The organism is Telluria sp. ZB4P36 (assembly GCF_059685865.1).
On the sequence record NZ_JCASIE010000002.1, the window covers coordinates 1 to 23,375 of the forward strand.

General features: G+C 66.1%; 24 protein-coding genes. 8 read left to right on the forward strand and 16 right to left on the reverse strand.

The window, feature by feature from the left end; translation table 11 throughout:
- Positions 1-139: 139 nt before the first annotated feature.
- The 7 genes from AC56LK_RS02775 to AC56LK_RS02805 form a co-directional block, all read right to left on the reverse strand.
- Positions 140-463, reverse strand: a complete 324-nt coding sequence (locus tag AC56LK_RS02775) for a hypothetical protein (protein ID WP_497183042.1) — start codon at positions 461-463, stop codon at positions 140-142.
- A gap of 227 nt (positions 464-690) precedes the next feature.
- Positions 691-1,482 carry a peptidylprolyl isomerase gene (locus tag AC56LK_RS02780; RefSeq protein WP_497183043.1) on the reverse strand — a complete coding sequence of 264 codons (792 nt, stop codon included), beginning with the start codon at positions 1,480-1,482 and terminating at the stop codon, positions 691-693.
- Positions 1,483-1,563: 81 nt separating this feature from the next.
- Positions 1,564-2,343 carry a peptidylprolyl isomerase gene (locus AC56LK_RS02785; protein WP_497183044.1) on the reverse strand — a complete coding sequence of 260 codons (780 nt, stop codon included), beginning with the start codon at positions 2,341-2,343 and terminating at the stop codon, positions 1,564-1,566.
- Between the two features lie 141 nt (positions 2,344-2,484).
- Entirely contained in the window at positions 2,485-2,763 is a 279-nt protein-coding gene (locus AC56LK_RS02790; protein ID WP_497183045.1) for a BolA family protein, read from the reverse strand.
- Positions 2,753-3,394, reverse strand: coding sequence for a septation protein A (locus AC56LK_RS02795; protein ID WP_497183510.1), 642 nt, complete (start codon positions 3,392-3,394; stop codon positions 2,753-2,755). The genes AC56LK_RS02790 and AC56LK_RS02795 overlap by 11 nt, the downstream gene beginning before the upstream one ends.
- Before the next feature lie 15 nt (positions 3,395-3,409).
- Positions 3,410-3,805, reverse strand: a complete 396-nt coding sequence (gene msrB / locus AC56LK_RS02800; protein WP_497183046.1) for a peptide-methionine (R)-S-oxide reductase MsrB — start codon at positions 3,803-3,805, stop codon at positions 3,410-3,412.
- A 26-nt stretch (positions 3,806-3,831) separates the two neighbouring features.
- On the reverse strand, positions 3,832-5,328 hold the full coding sequence (locus AC56LK_RS02805; RefSeq protein WP_497183047.1) for a protein adenylyltransferase SelO: 1,497 nt from the start codon (positions 5,326-5,328) through the stop codon (positions 3,832-3,834).
- 152 nt (positions 5,329-5,480) lie between these two features.
- On the opposite strand from AC56LK_RS02805, the gene AC56LK_RS02810 reads away from it, so the two are divergent.
- Complete coding sequence (locus AC56LK_RS02810; RefSeq protein WP_497183048.1) at positions 5,481-7,145, forward strand: 3-(methylthio)propionyl-CoA ligase; 1,665 nt, start codon at positions 5,481-5,483, stop codon at positions 7,143-7,145.
- Between the two features lie 11 nt (positions 7,146-7,156).
- Positions 7,157-8,473, forward strand: coding sequence for an amidohydrolase (locus tag AC56LK_RS02815; RefSeq protein WP_497183049.1), 1,317 nt, complete (start codon positions 7,157-7,159; stop codon positions 8,471-8,473).
- On the opposite strand, the gene AC56LK_RS02820 is transcribed toward AC56LK_RS02815, so the two are convergent.
- The 3 genes from AC56LK_RS02820 to AC56LK_RS02830 form a co-directional block, all read right to left on the reverse strand.
- Positions 8,470-10,293: a putative bifunctional diguanylate cyclase/phosphodiesterase gene (locus AC56LK_RS02820; protein ID WP_497183050.1), complete on the reverse strand. Its 1,824-nt coding sequence runs from the start codon at positions 10,291-10,293 to the stop codon at positions 8,470-8,472. The genes AC56LK_RS02815 and AC56LK_RS02820 overlap by 4 nt on opposite strands.
- Positions 10,271-10,897 carry an MEDS domain-containing protein gene (locus AC56LK_RS02825; RefSeq protein WP_497183051.1) on the reverse strand — a complete coding sequence of 209 codons (627 nt, stop codon included), beginning with the start codon at positions 10,895-10,897 and terminating at the stop codon, positions 10,271-10,273. The genes AC56LK_RS02820 and AC56LK_RS02825 overlap by 23 nt, the downstream gene beginning before the upstream one ends.
- 73 nt (positions 10,898-10,970) lie before the next feature.
- A complete protein-coding gene (locus AC56LK_RS02830; protein ID WP_497183052.1) occupies positions 10,971-11,678 on the reverse strand; it encodes a hypothetical protein in 708 nt (235 codons plus the stop codon).
- A gap of 146 nt (positions 11,679-11,824) precedes the next feature.
- On the opposite strand from AC56LK_RS02830, the gene AC56LK_RS02835 reads away from it, so the two are divergent.
- Positions 11,825-13,912 (forward strand): 3-hydroxyacyl-CoA dehydrogenase NAD-binding domain-containing protein, encoded by a 2,088-nt coding sequence (locus AC56LK_RS02835; RefSeq protein WP_497183053.1) that lies wholly within the window; start codon positions 11,825-11,827, stop codon positions 13,910-13,912.
- On the opposite strand, the gene AC56LK_RS02840 is transcribed toward AC56LK_RS02835, so the two are convergent.
- The gene (locus AC56LK_RS02840) at positions 13,902-14,300 is read right to left on the reverse strand and encodes a DUF1622 domain-containing protein (protein ID WP_497183054.1); all 399 of its coding nucleotides are present in this window, start codon (positions 14,298-14,300) and stop codon (positions 13,902-13,904) included. The genes AC56LK_RS02835 and AC56LK_RS02840 overlap by 11 nt on opposite strands.
- A gap of 88 nt (positions 14,301-14,388) precedes the next feature.
- Here AC56LK_RS02840 and AC56LK_RS02845 point away from each other — a divergent pair, with 88 nt between their 5' ends.
- Both AC56LK_RS02845 and AC56LK_RS02850 read left to right on the forward strand, forming a co-directional pair.
- Positions 14,389-14,934 carry a DUF2939 domain-containing protein gene (locus AC56LK_RS02845; protein ID WP_497183055.1) on the forward strand — a complete coding sequence of 182 codons (546 nt, stop codon included), beginning with the start codon at positions 14,389-14,391 and terminating at the stop codon, positions 14,932-14,934.
- A gap of 22 nt (positions 14,935-14,956) precedes the next feature.
- Positions 14,957-15,118, forward strand: a complete 162-nt coding sequence (locus tag AC56LK_RS02850; RefSeq protein WP_497183056.1) for a hypothetical protein — start codon at positions 14,957-14,959, stop codon at positions 15,116-15,118.
- A 63-nt stretch (positions 15,119-15,181) separates the two neighbouring features.
- Here AC56LK_RS02850 and AC56LK_RS02855 read toward each other — a convergent pair whose 3' ends face one another.
- Positions 15,182-16,882 (reverse strand): MFS transporter, encoded by a 1,701-nt coding sequence (locus AC56LK_RS02855; RefSeq protein ID WP_497183057.1) that lies wholly within the window; start codon positions 16,880-16,882, stop codon positions 15,182-15,184.
- 314 nt (positions 16,883-17,196) lie between these two features.
- Here AC56LK_RS02855 and AC56LK_RS02860 point away from each other — a divergent pair, with 314 nt between their 5' ends.
- From AC56LK_RS02860 to AC56LK_RS02870, 3 genes are read left to right on the forward strand one after another with little or no spacing between them, the layout of a single operon-like run.
- Positions 17,197-17,499 (forward strand): Dabb family protein, encoded by a 303-nt coding sequence (locus tag AC56LK_RS02860; protein WP_497183058.1) that lies wholly within the window; start codon positions 17,197-17,199, stop codon positions 17,497-17,499.
- Positions 17,500-17,513: 14 nt separating this feature from the next.
- Complete coding sequence (locus AC56LK_RS02865; RefSeq protein ID WP_497183059.1) at positions 17,514-18,296, forward strand: SDR family oxidoreductase; 783 nt, start codon at positions 17,514-17,516, stop codon at positions 18,294-18,296.
- A gap of 23 nt (positions 18,297-18,319) precedes the next feature.
- Positions 18,320-19,228: an SDR family oxidoreductase gene (locus AC56LK_RS02870; protein ID WP_497183060.1), complete on the forward strand. Its 909-nt coding sequence runs from the start codon at positions 18,320-18,322 to the stop codon at positions 19,226-19,228.
- Positions 19,229-19,263: 35 nt separating this feature from the next.
- On the opposite strand, the gene AC56LK_RS02875 is transcribed toward AC56LK_RS02870, so the two are convergent.
- The 4 genes from AC56LK_RS02875 to ygfZ form a co-directional block, all read right to left on the reverse strand.
- On the reverse strand, positions 19,264-21,102 hold the full coding sequence (locus AC56LK_RS02875; RefSeq protein ID WP_497183061.1) for a glycosyl hydrolase family 18 protein: 1,839 nt from the start codon (positions 21,100-21,102) through the stop codon (positions 19,264-19,266).
- A gap of 101 nt (positions 21,103-21,203) precedes the next feature.
- Positions 21,204-21,962 (reverse strand): NRDE family protein, encoded by a 759-nt coding sequence (locus AC56LK_RS02880; protein ID WP_497183062.1) that lies wholly within the window; start codon positions 21,960-21,962, stop codon positions 21,204-21,206.
- A complete protein-coding gene (locus AC56LK_RS02885) occupies positions 21,953-22,231 on the reverse strand; it encodes a DUF4936 family protein (RefSeq protein ID WP_497183063.1) in 279 nt (92 codons plus the stop codon). The genes AC56LK_RS02880 and AC56LK_RS02885 overlap by 10 nt, the downstream gene beginning before the upstream one ends.
- A gap of 6 nt (positions 22,232-22,237) precedes the next feature.
- Positions 22,238-23,308: a CAF17-like 4Fe-4S cluster assembly/insertion protein YgfZ gene (gene ygfZ, locus AC56LK_RS02890; RefSeq protein ID WP_497183064.1), complete on the reverse strand. Its 1,071-nt coding sequence runs from the start codon at positions 23,306-23,308 to the stop codon at positions 22,238-22,240.
- Between the last annotated feature and the right edge of the window lie 67 nt (positions 23,309-23,375).

A 23,375-nucleotide genomic window follows, 5' to 3' on the forward strand; every position in this document is an offset into this window, starting at 1 on the left:
GGTAACCCATCGAGCCTTCAAGATATCGTTGCACGACAATTAGCTTGAAGGCAGGTGTGTACTTCCCCATGTGAAAAACCCCAGAAAGTTGATGTCCAACTTTCTGGGGTCAGTTCAAATCCGCCCACCCTACGAATACCTAGCTACCCCAGATCGGCTCGTCCCTGGTGCCGTTCCCGCCCGGCGTGCCCGGCGGCTTGCCGCCGCCCGCGCCGCCCATCGGACCGGCGCCACCCTGGTTCGACATCGCACCCGCCGTGCCGCCGGTCACCGGTTCGGTGGCGCTGCCATGGCCGCTCTGCGGCTTGCCCGGCGGGTTCACCTGGGCTTCGGGAGGCGAACTGACGATGCCGCCGCCGCGCCCTGCGGCATTCGCGGTGTAATGTCCGGCGTTCGACTGGCCGGCAGCCCCTACCTGCTCCCCGCCGGCGCCCGGCGCGGGCGCCACATCTTGCTGTGCCATGTCTTGATCCTTGCGCTCATCCTTGTTCATGGTCGGCTCCTATAAGGTTCTTTGGACCAATGGTAATCCGATCCGCCAGATGTTCAATAGGAGCGGCAAGCACGCAGACGTAGGAGCAGGGCGCAAGCGAGTTTGCCATGTGGCAAAACGGAGGATGAAAGCTTGAGTGAGCCGGGCAAGAAAAAAGCGCTCCCTCGGGAGCGCTTCTGTAGTCGGCGAGGCCGTCCTTACTGGATCTTGGCCTTCTTGACCAGGCTTTCGCGGTACTGCGCCAGCTGGCGCTGCTGCAGCTGCTCCGCGACCTGCTGCTTGACTTCGTCCAGCGCCGGGATTTTGGCTGCGCGCACGTCTTCCAGCTTGATGACGTGGAAGCCGTACTGGCTCTTGACCGGGGTGTCGGTGATCGCGCCTTTTTGCAGGGCGGTCATGGCCTTCGAGAACTCAGGCACGTAGTTGGCCGGGCTTGCCCAGTCCAGGTCGCCGCCATTGGCTGCCGAACCGTCTTTCGACTGGGCCTTGGCCAGGTCTTCGAACTTGGCGCCGCCCTTCAGCTTGGTGATGATGGCCTTGGCTTCGTCTTCGGTGGCCACCAGGATGTGGCGGGCGTGGTACTCCTTGTCGCCGACCTGTGCCTTGTAGCGGTCGTACTCGGCCTTGATCTCGGCGTCCTTGATCGGGTTCTTCTTGACGTAGTCGGCCAGCATCGCGTTGATGATGATGCTCTGGCGGGCGTTGTCGATCGCTGCCTTGACGTCGGCGCGGCCGCCGATGCCTGCCTTGTCGGCTTCCTGGATCAGGACTTCACGGCCGATCAGGTCTTTCTTGATCGCATCGCGCAGTTGCGGCGAATCGGTGGCGCGGCCCTGGGCTACCAACTGCTTGACCATCTGGTCAACCTTTGCCGCCGGGATGGGCTTGCCGTTGACGGTGGCGGCGTTCTGCGCGAATGCAGGCGCGGCGAGCATCGCGGCCACGGCAAAGCTGATTGCCAAGGACAGGCGGGCTGGCTTCAAAATCATTGTTAAGGTCCTATCTAAACACGAAAAGTTCGCCGCGCGGCGGCAAGAACCGGTGCCTCGCGGCACCGGCGGTAGTACATCTTACTGCACCTTTGCCTTTTTGACCATTTGGTCACGGTAGTCGGCCAGCTTTTTCTGAGCCAGGGCGTCCTGGATCTGCGGCTTGACTTCGTCGAGCGAAGGCAGCTTGGCGGCACGGGTGTCGTCCAGCTTGATGACGTGGAAGCCGTTGGCGGTCTTGACCGGGCTCTCGGTGACGGCGCCTTTCTGCAGGCTGGTGAAGCCGGCAGCGAACTCAGGCGGGAACGAGGACGGGCTAGCCCAGTCCAGGTCGCCACCGTTGTTGGCGGTGCCGGTGTCCTTCGACTGCTTGGCCAGGTCTTCGAACTTGGCGCCGCCCTTGATCTTGGCGATCACGGCCTTGGCGTCGGCTTCGTTTTCCAGCAGGATGTGGCGCACGTGGTATTCCTTGTCGCCGGTCTGGGCCTTGAAGCGGTCGTACTCGGCCTTGACTTCGGCATCGGTCACCGGGTTCTTGGTGATGTAGTCACGGGCCAGTTGATTGACGACGATGGACTGGCGGGCGTTGTCGAGCGCCGCCTTGACTTCCGGCTTCTTGTCGTAGCCCTGCTTGATGGCTTCCTGCATCAGCACTTCGCGGGCGATCATCTCTTGCTTGATCGCGTTGCGCATCTGCGGCGAATCCTGGCCCTGGCCGGCAGCGACCAGCTGCTTGACGGCGTCCTCGACGCGCGAGGTCGGGATGGCTTTGCCGTTCACGACGGCGAGGTTCTGGGCGAAGGCAGGGGCGGCGGCAACGGCGATCAGCGCTAACAGCAGGCGTGCTGGCTTAAAGGTCATTTCTGGAATTCCTGTGGGAAGGGATGTACTTGGACGAGATTTGATTAGTTCTTTTACTTCAAGTTCTGGTACTAGACGTTACATATTGTCGGCCACTATTCTTAAAGCTTACTGAAATACTCAACAGTGGCCGGCAGGCCCTCAGGCCTGCTCTGCCGGTGCGATCGCCGTGATGGCCAGCGCATGGATTTCGGCCTTGTTGATCATTTCGTGAACGGCATCATACACAAGACGATGGCGCATGACCAGCGTGAGGCCCTGGAACTTCTCGGAGACGATTTTCACGCTGTAATGACTGCCGCCGGAAGCGGCGCCGGCGTGGCCGGCATGCAGGTGCGAATCGTCGCTGATTTCCAGCATGGTCGGGGCCAGTTCGGCCTGCAGGCGCTCGCGCAGGCGTTCGGTACGGTTAGCTTCCATTTTGAGCATCCTCCTGGATATGTTTGGACAGGAACAGCGATTGAATGACGACGAACGCGAACAGGATCCCGGTGATGCCGAACAGCTTGAAGCTGACCCAGGCGCCGGTATCGCTACGGAAGACCACGAAGGCCATCAGGAGGTTCAGCAGGCCAAGGCCGGCGAAGAAGGCGATCCAGGCATACAGGACGCGGTTCCAGACCGCGTCGGGCAGGTTCATCGCGCCCGCGAGCGCCGAGCGCATCAGGTTCTTGCGGTACAGCAGCTGCGCCAGCAGCAGCGCGGCGCCGAAGGCCCAGTACAGGATGGTCGGCTTCCACTTGATGAAGGTGTCGTCGTGGAAGTAGATGGTGGCGCCGCCGGCCACCACCACCACGCCCAGCGACAGCCACAGCATGCCGTCGACCTTCTTGCGGCGCGCCAGCAGGTAGACGATCTGCAGCACGGTCGCCAGGATGGTCACCGCGGTGGCCAGCAGGATCGGCGACTGCGAGGCCGGCACCGCGCCGCCCGAGACCAGGCCCCCGAGGTAATCGGTGACCAGACCGTGGGCCCAGTCCTGGTGGTTTTCCCCATACTTGTACATGCCGAAGAACAGGATCACCGGCAGCATGTCGAACAAGAACTTGATCATTGAGTGTGGTCCTCAGGCAGGTTCGAAACGCATGGCGGCGGAATTGATGCAATAGCGCAGGCCGGTGGGCGGCGGGCCGTCCTCGAAGACGTGGCCGAGGTGGGCGTCGCACACGGCGCAGATGATCTCGGTGCGCACCATGCCGTGCGCGCGGTCGACCTTTTCGATCACATTGGCCGGGTCGATGGCCTTGAAATAGCTGGGCCAGCCGCAGCCGGAATCGAACTTGGCGTCCGACTCGAACAGCGGGGTGTCGCAGCAGACGCAGTGGTAGATCCCGTGTTCGTGGTGGTCCCAGTACTTGCCGGTGAAGGCACGTTCGGTGGCGGCGTGGCGGGTTACCTGGTACTGCATCGGGTCGAGCTGGGCGCGCCAGTCGGCGTCGCTCTTGGTCACTTTGTCGTTCATGTCGGGTCTCGCTTGTTTCTTGATGTTCAGGAAGAGCAGCTCACTTCGAGATGCGCCGCCCAGTCGGGCGGCAGGGCCGCGTAGGCTTCGTTGCCGGGCTGCTCGTCGAAGGGGCGCTCGAGCACGGACAGCAGGCGGTGCACGCCGCCGAAGTCGCCGTTCTGCGCCTGTTCGATCGCGGTCTGGGCCAGGTAGTTGCGCAGCACGTACTTGGGATTGACGCGGTGCATCGCGGCACGGCGGGTTTCGTCCTGGCTGTGCTCGGCGCGCAGGCGGGCACGGTACTGGCCGGCCCAGGCATCGAAGGCTTCGCGGTCGATGAACAGGTCGCGCAGCGGCGCATCCTGTTCCGGTCCGCTGTCGAGCTTCAGCTCGCCGAGGCGGCGGAAGAACAGGGTGAAGTCGGCATGGTTCGCCTGCAGCAGCCCGAACATGGCGTCGAACAGGGCGCTGTCCTCCGCGCGCGCATCCACCAGGCCGAGCTTGGCATGCAGCAGCTCGTCCAGTTTGGCGCCGAAGGCGGGGCGGTAGGCGTCGAGCGCTTCCTCGGCGTCCTCGGGCGTGCCGATCAGCGGCAGCAGGGCGTTGCCGAGCGCGTAGCAGTTCCAGTGGCCGACCGGCACCTGGTTGGCGTACGAGTAGCGGCCGCCCTGGTCGGTGTGGTTGCAGATGTGATTGGCGTCGAAGGCTTCCATGAAGCCGAAGGGACCGTAGTCGAGGGTCAGGCCGAGGATCGACATATTGTCGGTGTTCATGACGCCATGCATGAAGCCGACTGCCTGCCAGTGGGCGATCATGTGCGCGGTGCGGCGCGTGACTTCGGCCAGCAATTCCTTGTAGGGATTGGCCGCGCCCGCGAATTCCGGGTACCAGTTCCTGATGACGTAGTCGGCCAGCAGGCGCAGTTCGTCCTGTTTATTACGGTAATGCCAGTGCTCGAAGGAGCCGAAGCGCACGAAGCTCGGCGCCATGCGCGTGACCACAGCGGCGGTCTCGACGGTCTCGCGCACGACCCGCTGGTGCGAGCCCGTGAGCGTCAGGGCGCGCGTCGTCGGAATGCCGAGCGCGGCCATGGCTTCGGAGCACAGGAACTCGCGGATCGAGGAGCGCAGCACCGCGCGGCCGTCGCCCATGCGCGAATAAGGCGTCAGACCGGCGCCCTTGAGCTGCAGCTCCATCCGGCCTTGCGGGCCGGACAGGTCGCCCAGCACGATCGCACGGCCGTCGCCGAGCTGGCCGGCCCAGACGCCGAACTGGTGGCCCGAATACACGGCCGACAGCGGCTGCGAGCGCACCGCCACCTTGTTGCCGGTGAAAACGGCGACGAAATCCTCCTGCGCCAGTTCCTGCGGGTCGAGTCCCACCAGTGCCGCCGCGGGTGCGCTGGCAGCGACGAAATAGGGCGCCGGCAGTGGCGTCGGCATCAGCCGGGTATAGAAGGCCGGCGGCAACTCGGCAAACGAGTTGTTGAAGGGAAGTTCATCAGCAGTAATGGCAGCTCCTTCGGCTTGCAGTTTATTCATGCGCTATGGGCAGGATTCTACCGTACCGGGCCGATTCCATCGGCGCACGGGTGGGAGAGCCATGCTGCGGCGCGCAATCGAATTGCATTGACGTAGGGGCAAGGGCCGGTCGACACTCAGCGTCGTATTGCCAATCTGACCATGGAGACCTGATGAGCGTCACGAGCAATCCGTATCCGACCAGCCCCCTGATGGGGCAGATGATGGACCAGCCGCTGCTGGTGTCGGGCATCATCGCCTTCGCCGCCCGCCACTATGGGGCCGGCGAGATCGTCTCGCGCCGGGTGGAGGGCGACATCCACCGCTATACCTACCGCGACTGCGAGGCGCGCGCGCGCCGCATGGCCCAGGCGCTGCAGGGCCTCGGAGTCGGTATGGGCGACCGCGTCGCCACCCTGGCCTGGAACGGCTACCGCCACATGGAGCTCTACTATGCGGTATCGGGCTCGGGCGCGGTGCTGCACACCATTAACCCGCGCCTGCATCCTGAGCAGATCGCCTACATCATCAACCATGCCGAAGGCCAGTACCTGTTCTTCGACATGACCTTCCTGCCCGCGATCGAAGCGATGGCGCGCCACTGCAAGACCATCAAGGGCTATGTGGCGATGTGCGATCGTGCCCACATGCCGCAGGAGACCAGCATCCCGATGCTGCTGTGCTACGAGGACCTGATCGCGTCTTCTTCGGGCGACTACGAATGGCCGGTGTTCGACGAAGGCTCGGCCGCCTCGCTGTGCTATACCTCGGGCACCACCGGCAATCCCAAGGGCGCCCTGTACTCGCACCGCTCGACCGTGCTGCATGCCTACGCCTCGGCCATGCCGAACGCGCTGAACGTCTCGAGTGCGGATACCGTGCTGCCCGTGGTGCCGATGTTCCACGTCAACGCCTGGGGCCTGCCGTACTCGGTGCCGCTGTCCGGCGCCAAGCTGGTGTTCCCGGGCCCGGCCCTGGACGGCAAATCGCTGTACGAGCTGTTCGAGGCCGAAGGCGTGAGCTTCTCGGCCGGCGTGCCGACCGTCTGGCTCGGCCTGGTCAACCACGTGATGCAGAACGGGCTGCGCTTCTCGAGCTTCCGGCGTACGGTGATCGGCGGTTCGGCCTGCCCGCCGGCAATGATGGACACCCTGATCGACGAGCTGGGCGTGCAGGTGGTGCATGCCTGGGGCATGACCGAGATGTCGCCGCTCGGCACCGCCTGCACCCTGATGGGAAAGCACAGGGCGCTGCCGAAGGAAGAACAGCGCGCGGTGCTGCGCAAGCAGGGCCACGCCATCTATGGCGTCGACATGAAGATCGTCGACGACGACGGCAGCGAGCTGCCCTGGGACGGCACGACCTACGGCCACCTGCTGGTGAAGGGGCCGTGGGTGGTGTCCGGCTACTTCCGCGGCGAGGGCGGCGAGGTGCTGCAGGACGGCTGGTTTCCGACCGGCGACGTGGCCACCATCGACCCCGACGGCTACCTGCAGATCACCGACCGCAGCAAGGACGTGATCAAGTCGGGCGGCGAATGGATCGGCTCGATCGACCTGGAGAACGTCGCCATGTCGCACCCCGCCGTGCTGCAGGCGGCCTGCATCGGCGTGCAGCACCCCAAATGGGCCGAGCGCCCCTTGCTGGTGGTGGTCAAGCGCCCCGGCGCCGCGCTGAGCCGCGAGGAACTGCTGGCCTTCTTCGAGGGCAAGGTGGCGAAGTGGTGGATCCCCGACGACGTGGTCTTCACCGAGGCGCTGCCGGTCGGCGGCACCGGCAAGATCCAGAAGAACAAGCTGCGCGATATCTACCACGAGCACCGCCTTCCCTCCGCCTGAACAGGAAACCCATGAAAAAGTTGCTTCCCCTCTTGCTGCTGGCGGCCGTGCTGCCGGCCGGCGCCCAGGACAAGCTGTCCGGCGCCGTGGCGCGCGACTACGACCAGCACCTGGCGCCCTTGCTCGACTACTTCCACCGCAATCCCGAGCTGTCCTTCCTCGAGGTGAAAACGGCGGCTCGTCTGGCCAGGGAATTGCGCGCCGCCGGTTTCGAGGTCACCGAGGGCGTCGGCGGCACCGGCGTGGTCGCCATCCTCAAGAATGGCCCCGGTCCGCTGGTGATGATGCGTGCCGACATGGACGGCCTGCCGATGCATGAGAAATCGGGCCTGGCGAATGCCTCGACGGCGACCCAAAAGGACCAAGAAGGCAATGTGGTGCCGGTCGCGCACGCCTGCGGCCACGACATCCACATGACCAGCCTGGTCGGCACGGCGCGGCGCATGGCGGCCGAGCGCGGCAGCTGGTCCGGGACGCTGATGCTGATCGGGCAGCCGGCCGAGGAACGCATCGGCGGGGCGCTGGCAATGATGAAGGACGGCCTCTACAAGCGCTTCGGCAAGCCCGATGTCGCGCTGGGCTTCCACGTCAAGGCCGACATGGCGACCGGCAAGGTGCACGCGTCGGAAATGTCGCCCTATTCGGGCGCCGACACCGTGGAGATCCTGATCAAGGGCGTGGGCGCGCACGGCGCCCAGCCGCACCGCAGCAAGGACCCGATCGTGCTTGGTGCGATGATCGTGGTGGGCCTGCAGACCGTGGTCAGCCGCGAGTTGGGCCCGCGCGAGCCGGGACTGATCACGGTCGGCTCCTTCCATGGCGGTACCAAGGCCAACATCATCGGCGACAATGCGCGCTTGCAGCTGACCGTGCGCAGCGAGAACCCGAAGACGCGCAGCCTGCTGCTCAACGGGATCAAGCGGATGGCCGAGAACACGGGACGCGCCGTCGGCATGGACGAGAACGAGCTGCCCGAGGTGAAGCTGGTCGACACGCCGGCACCGCCGGTGGTCAACAACGTCGAGCTGGTGCGGCGCCTGCGCACTGCCTGGACTACCAGGCTGGGGCCGGCGGCGCTCGGCGAAGACGAGTTCCGCGAGGGCATGGGTTCCGAGGACTTCCCGCAATTCGTCACCGATCCGTATATCCCGAGCGTGTATTTCACCGTGGGCGGCACCGCGCCGCAGGACATCGCGTCAGCCAGGGCGGGCAAGCTGCGCCTGCCGACCCATCACAGCCCACTGTTCAAGGTGGAGCACGGCCCGGCTGTGAGGATGGGCGTCGAAGCGACGGTCGTCGCCCTGCAGGACCTGATGCCCAGGCGCTAGCCCCAGCCCGGCGGATCGCCGCGGCGGTACAGGGCTGCCAGTTCCCCGGCCGGCAATGGCCGCGCGAGCAGGTAGCCCTGGATCTCGTCGCAGCCGTGCTGCCTCAGGAAGCAGGCCTGGCCCGGCGTCTCCACGCCTTCGGCATTCACGCGCATGCCCAGTGTGCGGGCGAAGGAAATCACGGCCAGGGCCACCGCGGCGGCGCTCTGGTCGGTCTCGACCTCATGCACGAAGGAACGATCGATCTTCAGCTTGTCGACGGGGAAGTTGCGCAGCGCGCTCAGGCTGGAGTAGCCGGTACCGAAATCGTCGATCGAGATCGTCACGCCCAGGCCCTTCAGCTCGCGCATCAGGCCGGAGGCGTATGCGAGGTCGTGCATGATCGAGCTTTCGGTGATTTCCAGTTCCAGGCAGCTGGGAGGCAGGCCGCTGTCGGCCAGCACCCCGCTGACCACGTCGACGATGCGCCGGTCACGCAATTGGCGGGCCGCGACGTTGACGGCCACCGATCTGCCCGGCAGGCCGGCCCCGTGCCACAGCCTGGCCTGGCGGCAGGCCTGGGCCAGCACGTGTTCGCCGAGCGCCACGATCAGAGACGAATCTTCGGCGAGCGGAATGAAGGCCTGGGGCGGCAGCAGGCCGCGCTTCGGATGCTGCCAGCGTACCAGGGCTTCGGCGCCGCGCCAGGCGCCCGAGTGCAGGTTCAGCTTGGGCTGGTAGTGCACCACCAGTTGCCCGCCGGGGATGGCTTCGCGCAGCTCGGCTTCGAGTTCCATGCGTTCGGCCACCGCGGCGTCGCGCGTGCTGGCGTAGAACTGGACGCTGTCCTTGCCTGAGCGCTTGGCCCGGTGCATGGCCGAGTTCGCGCGCCGCAGCAGCAGTTCTGGGTCTTCGCCGTCGAAGGGGTAGACGCTGGCGCCGATGCTGCTGGTGACCACCACGTCCTTGCCCGCCAGCCGCACCGGCTCGCGCACGGCGCCCAGCATCTCGTGCAGGCAGGGACCGCTGCGCTCGACGCTGTCCAGGCCGGACAGGATGATCACGAATTCGTCCGAGCCGATGCGGGCTACGGCGTCGCAGTCCGGCACCACCCGGCACAACCTGCGTGCCGTCTCGGACAGGAAGGCGTCGCCGCAGGCGTTGCCCAGGCCGGTGTTCATGAAACTGAAGCTGTCGAGGTCGAGATAGGCCACCACCACCACACTGCCGTCGCGCCGGGCATGGGCGAGGGCGGCGTGCAGGCGGTCGATCAGCAGCGGCCGGTTGGCCAGCCCGGTCAGGAGGTCGTGGGTGGCGCGGTACTCGAGCTCGCGCGTCCGTTCGGCGACCCGTTGTTCGAGCTGGTCGCGCGACTGGCGCAATTCTTCGTTGACCTGCACCAGGCGTTCCTGGTACAGGCGGGCGGCGAGCACCCGGCTGATGGTGCTCGAAATATTGCTGAGGAAATCGCGGTAGGGACGCAGGGCGGCTTCGTCGTCCATCTGCACTACCAGGCAGCCGAAATGCTGGTCGGGCGTCTGGATCGGGAAGCAGCGGCCTTCGTGGCCGATGCTTTGCTGGAAGTTGCGGGCCGGCGCCTGCGCGGCCCCGCCCTTGCAGCGTTCGAGCAGCGCCGCCAGCGCCGCGGTGGGCGGTGTCGTGCGCCCCTCGAGGTGGACATGGGCGTCGGCGATGCCGGGCACGCCCGCCAGCGCGCGCCGTACGAAGGCGGCCAGGCGCTCGTCGTCGGGCAAGGCATCGATGGCCTGCTGGATGACCAGCAGGCGCCCGAGCACGGCCGCGGTGGGCTCGCCCGCGTCAGCTCCCGTGCGGGCGTCCATGGCCGGGGGGCGGATGCCGGTAGAAGGGATTGCGCAGGATATGGCCGCCGACGATCATGACCGGATGGACCTGCATGACGTCGAACATCATGGCGCCGTCGAACTGGCGCAGGTCGTACTGGCACATCACGGTCACCGGCGCTTCCTTGACCAGGTCGTTGATGCGCGACTCGCATTCGATGATGCGGTCGGCGCCCGGGACGCCGCGCAGGGCCCAGGTCATTTCGCCGGCGAAGCGGGCGCCGGCATGGCCGCTCGCGAGCGCCTCCTGGAACTTGGCCTTCAGGCGCGCCAGCATCGCATCGGGATCGAAGGCGCCATCCGGGTAATAGCCGTCGCGCGCGGTCGCCATGGCGACCTGGCCCGACAGCCCTTCGGCCGCACGCAGCAGATTGAGTTCTGCCATCACGCGCGGCAAGTCGGCCACGCCGGGTACGTCGGCGACGTAGTCGAAGGTCTCGTGCTCGAGCAGGGCGTGGCGCGCGAACGGCGGCAGGATGCGGCGTCGTTCCTCGTCGTCGTTGTAGAGGTAGCAGATGTGCGTGCCTTCCGGATAGCGCTCATCCGTGAATCCAAGGCAGACGTGGCGTCGTTCGTGGCTCATGCGGCACCTCCAGTGTCCTGTATGGACAGCATACACCGCTGCCGCGCAAGAAGGTGCCCGCTTGCCGGCGTGCTCAGCTCCGGCCGGGGAGCACGTGGCGGAAGCTCGGTTCGATGCCGAGGCTGTGCAGGTGGCGCACGATGTCTTCCAGCGTGGCGTCCTTCAGGAGCAGGCCTTCCTGCACGGCTGCGGGAGGCGGCGGCGCAGGTGCTTCGGTCTGCTTGAGGGACACCAGGGCATCGAGGAACTGCTGCTTGCCGATGCTCTCCAGGCCCTCGAGGAAGCCCAGCTGGGCGGCGTGGGGCGGCGCCATCTCGAGTCCGGCCTCTTCGGCGAACGAGGCGCCCATGCCGGGATGGATGAAGGCGGCCCACTTGCTTGACGCCGGGTTGAAGCTGGGCGGCAACTGGACCTGCTCGATTGGCTGCAGCTCGAGGTCGGGGAAGTGGGTCTCGCGCAGCATCGCCACGAAACGCCGCATATCGCCTTCCGGCACCGGTTCGGCCAGCGACAGCCAGAGCCGGTAGCCGCTGTCGCCGGTGATGCTGACGGCGGGCGCCGGGAAGCCGAAGTGTTCCTGCAGCAGGTTGGCGACCGCGCACAGGGCTGTCCAGTGGGCTTCCGGCGCGTCCCCGCGCTGCCTGGAGAAGTCGATGACGACGGCGCGCGTCAGCCCGTCGCCCGAGACCAGCGGGACGGCCGGACGCCCGGACAGCTCCGTGGGCGCAGCCAGGTCCGGCATGAGGTAGAGGCGCATCAGTTGTGCGATGAGTTTGTCCATGGGCGGCAATCGAAGAGGGTGGCAAGCCGCTATTCTGGCATACCGGCCGACGGCAGAAAATAATACGAACGTACTTTTAGTTGAGGTATAGTTAAGTGGATCTATCGGGTTCGATGCCCGACTACCTATAAGGAGATGGAAGAGACATGAGCGCCGACTACACTGTCCAGGGCAGCGTTGCCGTGGTGACCTTGAATAATCCGCCGGTGAACGGCCTGGGCCTGGCCACGCGCAGCGCCGCTGTCGATGCGATTCGCCGGGCGGAGAGCGACGACGCGGTGCAGGCCATCGTCCTGACCGGCGCCGGCAAGGCCTTCTCGGGCGGCGCCGACATCCGCGAGTTCAACTCGCCGAAGGCACTCACCGAGCCGACCCTGCACACGCTGATCCGCGTGGTCGAGGAGTGCAGCAAGCCGGTCGTGGCCGCGATCCACAGCGTCGCCATGGGCGGCGGCCTCGAACTGGCCCTGGGCTGCCACTACCGCGTGGCGCTGCCGGGCGCCCAGATCGCGCTGCCGGAAGTGAAACTCGGCCTGCTGCCGGGCGCCGGCGGCACCCAGCGCATGCCGCGCGTGGTCGGCCTCGAGATGGCCCTGAACATGGTGGTTTCGGGCACCCCGGTGCCGTCCGAGAAGCTGGCCGGCACCGCGCTGTTCGACCAGGTCTTCCCGGCCGGGACCGAGCTGCTGGCGGCCGCGGTCGAATTCGCCGGCAAGGTGGCCGGGGTGCGGCCGCTGCCCAAGGTGCGCGACCGGCAAGTCGATTACCCGAACCACGAAGCCTTCCTGCAATTCTCGCGCAATACGGTCAAGGCCATGGCCGGTCCCTTCCCGGCGCCCCTCGAATGCCTCGAGACCGTGGCCGCCTCGGTCACCAGGCCCTTCGAGGAAGGCCTGAAGTTCGAGCGCGAGCGCTTCCTGCACCTGATGCAGACCCCGGAATCGAAAGCCCTGCGCCATGCCTTCATGGCCGAGCGCGCGGCCAGCAAGGTACCGGACGTCCCGTCCGACACGCCGGTACGCAAGATCGAGAGCGCGGCCGTGGTCGGCGCCGGCACCATGGGCGGCGGCATCGCCATGAACTTCGCCAACGCCGGCATCCCGGTGACCATCCTGGAAACGCAGCAGGCGGCGCTGGACAAGGGCCTGGCCACGATCCGCAAGAACTATGAGAACACGGTCAAGAAGGGCAAGCTGACCCAGGAGAAGTGCGAGCAGCGCATCGCGCTGATCAAGGGCACGCTGTCCTATGCCGACATCGCCGGCGCCGACATCGTGATCGAGGCCGTGTTCGAAGACATGGGCGTGAAGGAGTCGGTGTTCCGCCAGCTGGACGGCAGCATGAAGCCGGGCGCGATCCTGGCCTCGAACACCTCGACCCTGGACCTGGACCGCATCGCGGCCTTCACCGGGCGCCCGCAGGACGTGATCGGCCTGCATTTCTTCAGCCCGGCCAACGTCATGAAGCTGCTGGAGATCGTGCGCGGCAAGGAGACCGGCAAGGACGTGCTGGCGACGGCGCTGGCCCTGTCGAAAAAGATCAAGAAGACGGGCGTGGTCTCCGGCGTGTGCGACGGCTTCATCGGCAACCGCATGCTGGAGCAGTACCTGCGCCAGGCCTTCTTCCTGCTCGAGGAAGGCGCGCTGCCGGAGCAGGTGGACGGCGCGATCGAGAAGTTCGGCTTCGCGATGGGCCCCTTCCGCATGAGCGACCTGGCCGGCAACGACGTCGGCTGGTACATCCGCAAGCGCCGCGCCATCGAGTCGCCGCACATCGCCTATTCGAAGACCGCCGACCTGCTGTGCGAGGAGGGCCGCTTCGGCCAGAAGACCGGCGCCGGCTGGTACGACTACAAGGCCGGCGACCGCAAGGCCTATGCCTCGCAGGCGGTGAACGACATGATCGTGCGGCATTCGCAGGACGTCGGGCTGGAGCGCCGCGCGATCGGCGACGCCGAGATCGTCGAGCGCCTGGTGTACGCGCTGGTCAACGAGGGGGCCAAGATCCTGGAGGAAGGCATCGCGCTGCGCGCCTCGGACATCGACATGGTCTACCTGAGCGGCTACGGCTTCCCGCTGCACCGCGGCGGTCCGATGTTCTACGCGGATGCGGTCGGCCTGCCGAAGGTGCTCGACACGATCCGCAAGTATGCCGCCGGCCGCCACGGCGAAGCCTGGACGCCTGCGCCCTTGCTGGAACGCCTGGCCGCCGAGGGCAAGGGCTTCAACGGCTGACCGGTTCGGACAGCGCGCCGGCCGGCGCCGGGCCGGGGCGCGCGGCTTCGGCCGCGGCTTCGGCCTGCAGTTCCTTGTTGAGGAAATAGTTCAGGGCGGTCCGGATCACGGCGATCGCGGCCAGCTTGCCGATCCGGTCCCAGGTCGGCGCGACCGAGGTCGACAGGATGTCGGCCGCCAGCTGCAGTTCGAGGGCCAGGGTCAGGTAGCGGGCGAAGCGCAGGCGGATCGGGGTGAAACTGCCGCCGCGCTCGAACAGCAGGTGCCGTGCCAGGGCCAGCACCACCAGCACGATGCCGACCCCGATCACCACGGCGCCGAGGGCTTCGACGAACAGCCGCAGCCACTCGACGCAGGCCTGGACCTGCTTTTCCACGTGCTCGAACACTGAACCCTCCTTTCGATGGTGGCGGGAAGCCGCCCTGCGCCTATACTGTCGGCTGAACCAACCACTTGCCCGCCACATGAAGACGAAAATGGCCGCCGTTTCCGCTACCATCGCCGCCATCGCCATCGGCGCCTTCGCCGTGACGGCCTATGCCAGCCCGCACTGGCAACTGTACCGGATGCGCGCCGCGGTCGACGCGCGCGATGCGCAGGCGCTGGCGCGCCACGTCGACTTTCCGCGGCTGCGCGAGAGCGTCAAGGTCCTGATCATGCGGCGCCTGGGCGCCGACGGCATGCAGGCCGGCGAGCGCAGGAACCCGTTCGCGGCCTTCGGCCAGAAGATGGCCCTCGCGGTGATCGACCCGGTGGTCGATGCGGCAGTCTCGCCGATGGGCGTCGCCGCCATGCTCGACGCCGGCGACGTCCGGGTGGGGCCCATGCAGGACAGTCCGCCGGCGGCTGCCGGCGAAGGGCCGCGCGGCGAGGCGAACGACAGGCCGAACTACGACCTGTCCTACCGCAGCCTGAACCAGGTGGTGGTGGCGCGTGCGGACGGCGGCGGCGCGGTGTTCGTGCTGGACCGGGAAGGCTTGTGGCGCTGGAAGCTGGTGGCCGTCGAGCTGCCGGAGGCTTAGCGGCGTCCTGGTAACCTTACCCTTGCTGCACGCGGCCGGCCTGGGTTCGCCGGATACCTGGGCGCGGTGGCTGGTCTGGTTCCTGTGTTTCAGCGGCGTCTGGAAGTGCCTGAGCTTCGTTGGCTGGTTCGCGGTGCTGCTGCTTGCGCCGTCCAGCAAACTGCTCGATCCGGTCAGGCGCTAGGCTGCTGCCGTACAAAAAAATGCCGCTGGAGACAGCGGCATTTTTCGTTTGACTACTTGACGATCAGTCGTTGGCGTAGATGTTGTTGTCCTTGGTCTCCCGGACGAACAGACCGCCGATGACGACCGTGATCAGCGCGATGATGATCGGATACCACAGGCCATAGTAGATGTCGCCCTTGAAGGCCACTAGGGCGAAGCTGATGGTCGGCAGCATGCCGCCGAACCAGCCGTTACCAATGTGGTAGGGCAGGGACATCGAGGTGTAGCGGATGCGGGTCGGGAACATCTCGACCAGCATGGCTGCGATCGGGCCGTACACCATGGTCACGTAGAGCACCAGGATGAACAGCAGCAGCACCAGCATCGGCTTGTTGACGGCTTCGGGATCGGCCTTGGCCGGATAGCCGGCGGCGGTCAGGGCGCCGGTCACCTGTTTCTTCAGCGCGTCTTCCTGGGCTTTCGATGCAGCGTCGAAGTTCAGGTTATCCGGCGTCATGACCGCGTTAAAGGACTGGAAGGTCGTTTCGCCAACCTTGACCGCCGCCACCGTACCGGCCGGGGCATCCTGGATGGTGTAGCTCACCGATGCGGCCGTCAGCATGCGGGTCGCGATGTCGCACGAGGACGGGAATTTCTTGGTGCCGGTAGGGTCGACCTGGAAGTGGCAGGTTGCCGGATCGGCCACGACCACCACCGGCGAGGTCTGGATCGCGCGTTCGAGGGCAGGGTTGCCATAGTGGGTGATCGCCTTGAAGATCGGGAAGTAGGTCGCGGCGGCGATCAGGCAACCGCCGAGGATGATCCACTTGCGGCCGATCTTGTCGGACAGGATACCGAAGATAATGAAGAAGGGAGTGGCCAGTGCCAGGGCGATCGCGATCAGGATGTTCGCGGTGGGGCCGTCGATCTTCAGTGTCTGCGTGAGGAAGAACAGGGCGTAGAACTGCCCGGTGTACCAGACCACGGCCTGGCCCATCGTCAGGCCGATCAGGGCCAGGAACACGATCTTGGCGTTCTTCGCCTTCAGGAAAGATTCAGTCAGCGGCGCTTTCGAGGTCTTGCCTTCGGCCTTCATCTTGGCGAAGGCAGGCGACTCGGCCATCGACAGCCGGATCCAGACCGAGATGCCCAACAGGGCCACTGAGATCAGGAAGGGAATACGCCAGCCCCAGGCCTGGAACTCGTCTTCACCGATGGCGGTACGGGTTCCCAGGATGACCAGCAGCGACAGGAACAAGCCGAGCGTGGCCGTGGTCTGGATGTACGCGGTGAAGTAGCCGCGCCTGCCTTCCGGCGCATGCTCGGCCACGTAGGTGGCGGCGCCGCCGTATTCCCCGCCGAGCGCCAGGCCCTGAAGGATACGCAACGAGACCAGGATGATCGGCGCCGCGATGCCGATCGTCGCGTAGCTCGGGAGCAGGCCCACCAGGAAGGTCGAGGCGCCCATGATCAGGATCGTGACCAGGAAGGTGTACTTGCGGCCGATCATGTCGCCGAGCCGGCCGAACACGAGGGCGCCGAAAGGACGCACGATGAAACCGGCGGCGAAGGCCATCAGGGCGAAGATGAAGGTGGTGGTAGGGTCGCCCACGAAGAACTGCTTGGCGATGATGGCTGCGAGCGAGCCGTAGAGATAAAAATCGTACCACTCGAAAACGGTGCCGAGGGAGGAAGCGAAGATGACTTTCCGTTCTTCCTTGGTGAGCCCCGAGGAGGAAGGTGCAGCTTTCCCTCCGGCGGTCATGCCGGGTGTGATTGCCATGTGTGTCTCCGTATAAGTATTAGTGTCACCGGAATGCTGATTTTCTGTCAGCTGTCGCGGAGTGTGTGCCGGTTTCCTTACACGATAATTACTTCAAACTTACACGAAGCTTACAGATTGGCTGAGCGGGAGCGGTAAAGAGCAGTCCGGAAGGCGTGTTTACACTCTGGCGGCGGGCATGCTGCGGTGCGCAAGATGACTTGTCAAAATATTTACGAACGACCGTACTTATCATGATATTCTCGATCGCTCCCAAGCCTGACCCCTGAAGCGCACAATGACGGGGCTGTGCGACATGATTTGAAAGGAAGAGAATGATCAAGCATATCGTGATGTGGAAGTTGAAGAACGAGGCCGAAGGCGCCGACAAGCTGAGCAATGCGCGCGAGATGAAGCGCCGGCTGGACGAATGCGCGCACATCGTGCCGGGGCAGCTGGCATTCGAGGTGGTGCTGGCCCAGCCGGGGCTGGAAGCGACCTATGACGTGGTGCTGTACTCGGAGTTCGCGGACCGGGCGGCGCTGCAGGCCTACATCGACCATCCGACCCACAAGGCGGTGGTGCCCTTCATCGGGGCGGTGCGCGAAGGACGGCAGTGCATGGATTACGAGGTATGAGCGGGAGACAAGGCATGCGCACTACCCAGGAACTCTTTTCACTCAAGGACAAGACCGCCATCGTCACCGGCGGCTCGCGCGGGCTCGGCCTGCAGATGGCCGAGGCGCTCGGCGAACAGGGCGCCCGCGTCGTGATCTCTTCCCGGAAACAGGAAGAACTCGACGAGGCCGTCGCCCACCTGAGAGAACGCGGCATCGATGCGTCCGCCATCGCCGCCGACCTCTCCGACGAGACCCAGGTCCAGGCCTTCGTGCAGGCAGCCATCGGCCGCCTCGGCCACGTCGACATCCTGGTCAACAATGCCGGCGCCAGCTGGGGCGCCCCGGCCGAGGACTACCCGCTCGAGGCCTGGGACAAGGTGATGGACCTGAACGTGCGCAGCATCTTCCTGGTCACCCAGGCGGTCGGCAAACTGTCCATGATCCCGCGCCGCTACGGGCGTATCATCAGTATCTCGTCGATCGCCGGCCTGGCCGGGAATCCGCCAGGCACCATGCAGACCATCGCCTACAACACGTCCAAGGGGGCGGTCGTGAACTTCACGCGCGCGCTGGCCGGCGAATGGGGCCGCTACGGCATCACGGTGAATTCGATCGCCCCCGGCTTCTTCCCGTCGAAGATGACCAAGGGTGTGCTGGCCGCCTTCGGCGCCGAGAAGCTGGCCAAGGATGCGCCGCTGAACCGACTGGGCGACGACGAGGACCTGAAGGGCGCGGTGGTGCTGTTCGCCTCCGACGCCGGCAAGCACATCACCGGGCAGACGCTGGCCGTCGATGGAGGCGTCTCAAGCGTCTGATCCACCGCAAGGGGAGAAGGAAGATGAAGGATTTTCGCGGCAAGGTTGCCGTCATCACGGGTGCGGCCAGCGGGCTGGGGCGCGAGTTCGCCAACACCGCCGCCGGCCTGGGCATGAAACTGGTGCTGGCCGATGTCCAGCCCAAGGCGCTCGAACACGCCTCCGAGGAGTTGCTGGCCCAGGGAGTCGAGGTGCTGGCCATGGTGTGCGACGTCAGCAAGGGTTCGCACGTGCAGGAGCTGGCCGACTCGGCGATCGCCCGCTTCGGCCACGTGCACCTGGTCTTCAACAACGCCGGCGTCGGCTCCGGCGGCCTGATCTGGGAAAACTCGGAACAGGACTGGGAATGGGTGCTGGGTGTGAACCTGTGGGGCGTGATCCACGGCGTGCGTATCTTTACCCGTGCGATGCTGGAGTGCGCGGCGCGCGACAGTCTTTATGAAGGCTACATCGTCAACACGGCGTCGATGTCCGGCTTGCTGACGCCGCCGGCGATGGGTGTCTACAACGTCTCGAAGCATGCCGTGGTCGCGCTCACGGAGACGCTGCACCATGACCTGCAGCTCGTTGGTGCGCCAATCGGCGTGTCGGTGCTCTGCCCCTATTTCGTGCCGACCGGGATCGCTCATTCCGAGCGCAACCGGCCCGACGACCTGGCCAGCCACGAACACACGACCGCCAGTCAGGCGGCGGCGCAAATACTCACCGAGAAAGCAGTCGAGTCCGGCAAGCTGACGGCCCAGGACATCGCGCGCATCACCTTCGAGGGCATACGCGAGGAGCGCTTCTACATCTATTCGCACCCGCAGCTGCTGGGAGCGGCAGCGGAGCGCTTCGAAGCGATGGTGGAGGGAAAACCGCCGGCGGATCCGTATGGGGCGACACCGCAGATCACTGAGATGCTGAAGGCCGGCGTCAAAGGACGCAATTAAGGACGTGGCCGGTTCTCCGGCCACGCGTTCGTCGATCACCGGCTGGCGCAGAAGCCCGGATCGTCATTGGTCGCCCCCGGCGCCAGGTCCGGATTCCAGTCCGCACCCTGCAGGCTCATGATGCCCTTGTCGAGCGTGTACTTGCCGTTCCACATGCCGCTCGGCGTGCCCTGGACCGGCAGCTGCACCGTCCAGCGCACCGCCCTCACCGCGCTGTTGTTGGTCACGGCCACCTTGGCGCAATAACCGCTGCCCCAGTCGCCGGTAACCACCAGCTTGGCGCCGAGGGCGCCGGCCGGCAGCTGCGGCGGGGTTTCCACGGGCTTGGCGGGACGGGTCGCGCACAGGCCGATCTCGGTCGAGTCGCCCGGACGCAGCATCTTGTTCCAGTTCATGCCCTTCACGACCAGCTTGTTGTTCTCGAGCGTGTATGTACCGTTCCACAGCGAGGTCACGGTGTCGGGGAAGTCGGTCTCGGCCACGAACCAGCCGGCAACGATGCCGACATTCTTGACCGTCATGGTGCCGCACCAGCCGCTGCCCCAGTCGTTCGGCTTGGCGAAGCTGATCGCGACTAGCGGCACGGGCGCCGGCGGCAGCGGATTCGGGTGGGGGCCCGGCTCGACCGCGTTCGGATCCAGGAAGGCCTTCTTGGTGGCGGTCATCAGCGGGTTGTTGACCCCGTCCGTGGTACCGTAGTTGACCAGCCAGATGATGGTGCCGGCCGCGCCTTCTCCCGCGCGGGTAGAGTGCGCCCAGGCGCCCTTGGCGGCGATGGTGGCCGGTTCCTCGTAGCTTAGGTAGCCGGTGGCCCACTCCGGGCGGCTGGCCGGGGTGTAGCCGCCCGGGTAGGTCCGGTAGCTGGTCTGGGTCGCGGCGTCCCAGGCGTAGATGCCCTTGTCCAGGTAGCCGTGCTTGTGCAGCTGGGCATAGTTCCAGCGCACGTCGAACACCGACCACTGGCTGAGGTCGCCGTCGGTCTCCTGGTCCGGACCGGTGTAGGGCGGCGCATAGTTCATGCCGTAGAAGCCCAGGCCCATGCCCAGCTTGGCGCGCGGGATGCCGGCGTCCTCGTACATCTGGATGGTGCCGGCGATCGACATCGGGCGCGAGCTCTTGTGGCCGGTGAGGGGCGCGAAGGTGGTCGAGGTCCAGCCCTGGCCGAACCAGCCCATGCCGTAGCTCATGAAGTTGTACTGGTCGACCAGGTCCGCCACCCGCTTGTGGTGCTCGCTGACGTTGTCGATGTTGGTGTTCAGCATGCCGGCCGGGAAGGTGATGATCACCGGCTTGTGCTGGTAGCGCGGACGCGCATTGGCCTCCGCGCGGATGTCGGCGATCAGGGCTTCCAGCAAGGCCTGTTCCTCGACGGCCTTGTCGGCGATGCCTTCCCAGTCGACGTCGACGCCGTCGTAGTCCTTGGCGACCATGTAGTCGACCAGGTTCTTGACGAAGGTAGCGCGCACGCCCGGCTGGGAGGAAGCGATGAAGCCGGCATTGTCGCCTTCGCCGCCGAGCATGATCAGGGCCTTGGTGCCGACCTGGTGGGCGCGCATGACCAGGTATTCCTCGACGCTCTTGTCCCAGGCGGCGCCGGGACCGAGGTCGCGGCGCTCGTGGGCGCTGCCGGCGCCGAGCACGATTTCACCCGGCAGGCCATTCTTGCCGCCGCCCGGGCCGATGCGCGCGAACACGAAATGGGTCATCGCGCTCATGTCGACGTGCTCGGGCGCCTGGTAGTCGCCGTTGTCCCAGAAATAGGCCCCGTAGTAGCCGGTCACCCACTTGTTCGCAGGGGCGGGCTCGGAAGCATGCGCGCTTGCGGCAGCGGCCAGCAGGCCCAGGACGGCCAGGCGCTCCAGTGTGGTCTTCATTGCGTTTCCTTATGTGGTTGCCATAGGGAAACAATTTATCAGCGAGCGCGGACGACAATATGTCGTGCAAATGTAATGCCCCCACGCGTGGGGGCGCGGCCTCAGGCCACCTGGCCTTCGGGCTGCAGCACGCGCTCGTGCAATGCCGGTTCGCCCTCGCGGTACAGCATCACGACCGTGGAGGTACGGGTGCCGTAGCCCTCCATCTCGATGCACACCGGCGACAGCATGCGCTCGACCTCGATCGGCATGCCGGTTTCCGGCAGGCGCAGGTCGGGGGCGCGGGTGGTGTCGGCCAGCATCTCGAAGTAGGCGTCTTCGGGCGCCCCCTGGCACAGCAGGCTGGCGAATTGCGCCTTGGTGCGCAGCACCTTGGGCCAGGGCGCGTCCAGCAGGCCGTTGGAGATGCCGTAGATCCGCCCCGGTTCCAGCGGCTGGCCGTTGCGCGGATCGTCGCCGCCGCGGTTCGAGTACCAGTACAGGGTGTCGCGGTCGCCCAGCACCAGGTTGTAGCCGTTGTAGACATCGCCGCGTGCGATCACCTGCGCCAGGTAGTCGGCGGCGGACAGGTCGCCGGTGAGGAAGCCCGCCACCAGGTCGCCGCGCGAGGGTGCGTTCTCGCGCCGCTCGGCCGGGCCGCGGATATTCGTGAGGGCGGCGAACTTCGGGCCGTTCGGCCCGGTCGTCGTCACCCCCATCCAGCTGCCGCCGCCCTGCAGGTCGCGCCCCGCGATCACGTGCGGGTGCTCGGGCCAGGGCGCGGCCGGGGTGGCGGGACGGGCATAGAATTCGTCGCGGTTGGCCGCCGCGATGATGGGCACGCCGGGCAGCACCTGCCAGGCAAAGACGATCAGGCACATAGGCTCAGGTCCGTGAAGATTTCGGACCGGCGCGGCCCTTGGATGAATGGCTGCAGGCCGGCATCCACCGCCGCCTGCGCGACGGCGGCCTCGAAGCCGTCCGCTACCGCTGGATAGACTTCCATCCAGGTCTGCAGGCCCTCGCGCGCCTCCGGGCGGCGCTTGAGCTGTGCCGGCGCTCCCAGCTGCGCCTGCATGGCACGCACGCGGGGAGCAAGGCTGGCGGCGTCGCCGTCGCGCACCTTGTAGTAGACGTACAGGTCGATCATCGTCGCTTAGACCTCGAGCGCGTCGAGGTGGTAGGGCATGTGCTGGAAAGCCAGGGCCGGGCCGCCGGCCGCGCCGTGGCGCACGTCCTCGCCGAGGGCGCTCAGCTTCATTTCCACCAGCAGGTCGGCGCCGCCGAGGCCGTTGGCGGCCGCATTGACCACCATGCCGCAGGGCTGGCCGGGGTCGGCCATCGAGAACACCTCGTCGCCGGCCCGAGCCGCCGGGTTGGCCACCGTCGCCAGCGCCGTGCGGCGCTTGAGCTTGCCAAGGTACTGGCTGCGTGCGACGATTTCCTGGCCCGGGTAGCAGCCTTTCTTGAAATTCACGCCACCCAGCAGTTCGAGGTTGACCATCTGCGGTACGAATTGCTCCTGGGTGGCGGCAGTGATTTGCGGCACGCCGGCGTGGATGCCGGACAGCTGCCAGGCCTGGTTGCCACCCAGCGCCAGCTCGCCTGCCAGTCCCGGCAAGGCAGCGGTGGCGGTGTCGGCATTCGTCAGCCAGAGGTAGCGCGGGGCGCCGAACACATCAAGCAGGCGGATCACGGTGCCGGCGGGACCCTCGACCTTGCCGTAGGGCGCGGCGGGCAGCCCGGCCACGTGGCGGCGCAGGGCGGTCTCGGCCTTGGCGCCGCCCAGTCCGAGCACGGCGGCGAACGGGGCTTCCCCGGTGGCGTCGCGCAGCTTGGCCTTGGCGCGCAGCACGAACATGGTCAGGCGCTTCTGCAGCGGCGGCTGGATGGCGCGCGGCAGCTGCAGGTAGACGGTGTCGGGGGCGACGTCGTTGCTGCGCCAGTACAGGAAGCTCGCCTGCAGGCGGCCCTTCGGGGTGCAGTAGCCGGCCAGCCGGGCCTCAAGCCGGCCGAGGTGCTCGACGTCGTTGGTCAGCTGATTGTGCAGGAAACTGGCGGCCTCGTCCCCGGTAACGGCGATGATGCCGAGGTCGGTGACGGGGGCGACAAAACCGTCGGCCAGCTCGGCGGCCGTCAGGGGCCGGCCGAAGTCCTCGACTTGCGACGCTTCGTCAATATGAAAGCGGGCGCCGAGCGAGGAAAGCGTATCTGTCCAGTTGAGCATAAATCCAGTTAGTATTAGCAATTAGCATTATCATTACGGGCTCATTATAAAGATGTCGGCAAAATCG

Bases quoted from the DNA above. Each gene is read 5' to 3' on its own strand.
- AC56LK_RS02860 (WP_497183058.1), top strand. From the start codon at position 17,197: ATGATCAAGCATATCGTGATGTGGAAGTTGAAGAACGAGGCCGAAGGC.
- AC56LK_RS02865 (WP_497183059.1), top strand. From the start codon at position 17,514: ATGCGCACTACCCAGGAACTCTTTTCACTCAAGGACAAGACCGCCATC.
- AC56LK_RS02870 (WP_497183060.1), top strand. From the start codon at position 18,320: ATGAAGGATTTTCGCGGCAAGGTTGCCGTCATCACGGGTGCGGCCAGC.
- AC56LK_RS02880 (WP_497183062.1), bottom strand. From the start codon at position 21,962: ATGTGCCTGATCGTCTTTGCCTGGCAGGTGCTGCCCGGCGTGCCCATC.
- AC56LK_RS02815 (WP_497183049.1), top strand. From the start codon at position 7,157: ATGAAAAAGTTGCTTCCCCTCTTGCTGCTGGCGGCCGTGCTGCCGGCC.
- AC56LK_RS02820 (WP_497183050.1), bottom strand. From the start codon at position 10,293: ATGGACGCCCGCACGGGAGCTGACGCGGGCGAGCCCACCGCGGCCGTG.
- AC56LK_RS02810 (WP_497183048.1), top strand. From the start codon at position 5,481: ATGAGCGTCACGAGCAATCCGTATCCGACCAGCCCCCTGATGGGGCAG.
- AC56LK_RS02855 (WP_497183057.1), bottom strand. From the start codon at position 16,882: ATGGCAATCACACCCGGCATGACCGCCGGAGGGAAAGCTGCACCTTCC.
- AC56LK_RS02825 (WP_497183051.1), bottom strand. From the start codon at position 10,897: ATGAGCCACGAACGACGCCACGTCTGCCTTGGATTCACGGATGAGCGC.
- AC56LK_RS02805 (WP_497183047.1), bottom strand. From the start codon at position 5,328: ATGAATAAACTGCAAGCCGAAGGAGCTGCCATTACTGCTGATGAACTT.
- AC56LK_RS02775 (WP_497183042.1), bottom strand. From the start codon at position 463: ATGGCACAGCAAGATGTGGCGCCCGCGCCGGGCGCCGGCGGGGAGCAG.
- ygfZ (WP_497183064.1), bottom strand. From the start codon at position 23,308: ATGCTCAACTGGACAGATACGCTTTCCTCGCTCGGCGCCCGCTTTCAT.
- AC56LK_RS02845 (WP_497183055.1), top strand. From the start codon at position 14,389: ATGGCCGCCGTTTCCGCTACCATCGCCGCCATCGCCATCGGCGCCTTC.
- AC56LK_RS02790 (WP_497183045.1), bottom strand. From the start codon at position 2,763: ATGGAAGCTAACCGTACCGAACGCCTGCGCGAGCGCCTGCAGGCCGAA.
- AC56LK_RS02780 (WP_497183043.1), bottom strand. From the start codon at position 1,482: ATGATTTTGAAGCCAGCCCGCCTGTCCTTGGCAATCAGCTTTGCCGTG.
- AC56LK_RS02835 (WP_497183053.1), top strand. From the start codon at position 11,825: ATGAGCGCCGACTACACTGTCCAGGGCAGCGTTGCCGTGGTGACCTTG.
- AC56LK_RS02885 (WP_497183063.1), bottom strand. From the start codon at position 22,231: ATGATCGACCTGTACGTCTACTACAAGGTGCGCGACGGCGACGCCGCC.
- AC56LK_RS02875 (WP_497183061.1), bottom strand. From the start codon at position 21,102: ATGAAGACCACACTGGAGCGCCTGGCCGTCCTGGGCCTGCTGGCCGCT.
- AC56LK_RS02785 (WP_497183044.1), bottom strand. From the start codon at position 2,343: ATGACCTTTAAGCCAGCACGCCTGCTGTTAGCGCTGATCGCCGTTGCC.
- msrB (WP_497183046.1), bottom strand. From the start codon at position 3,805: ATGAACGACAAAGTGACCAAGAGCGACGCCGACTGGCGCGCCCAGCTC.
- AC56LK_RS02830 (WP_497183052.1), bottom strand. From the start codon at position 11,678: ATGGACAAACTCATCGCACAACTGATGCGCCTCTACCTCATGCCGGAC.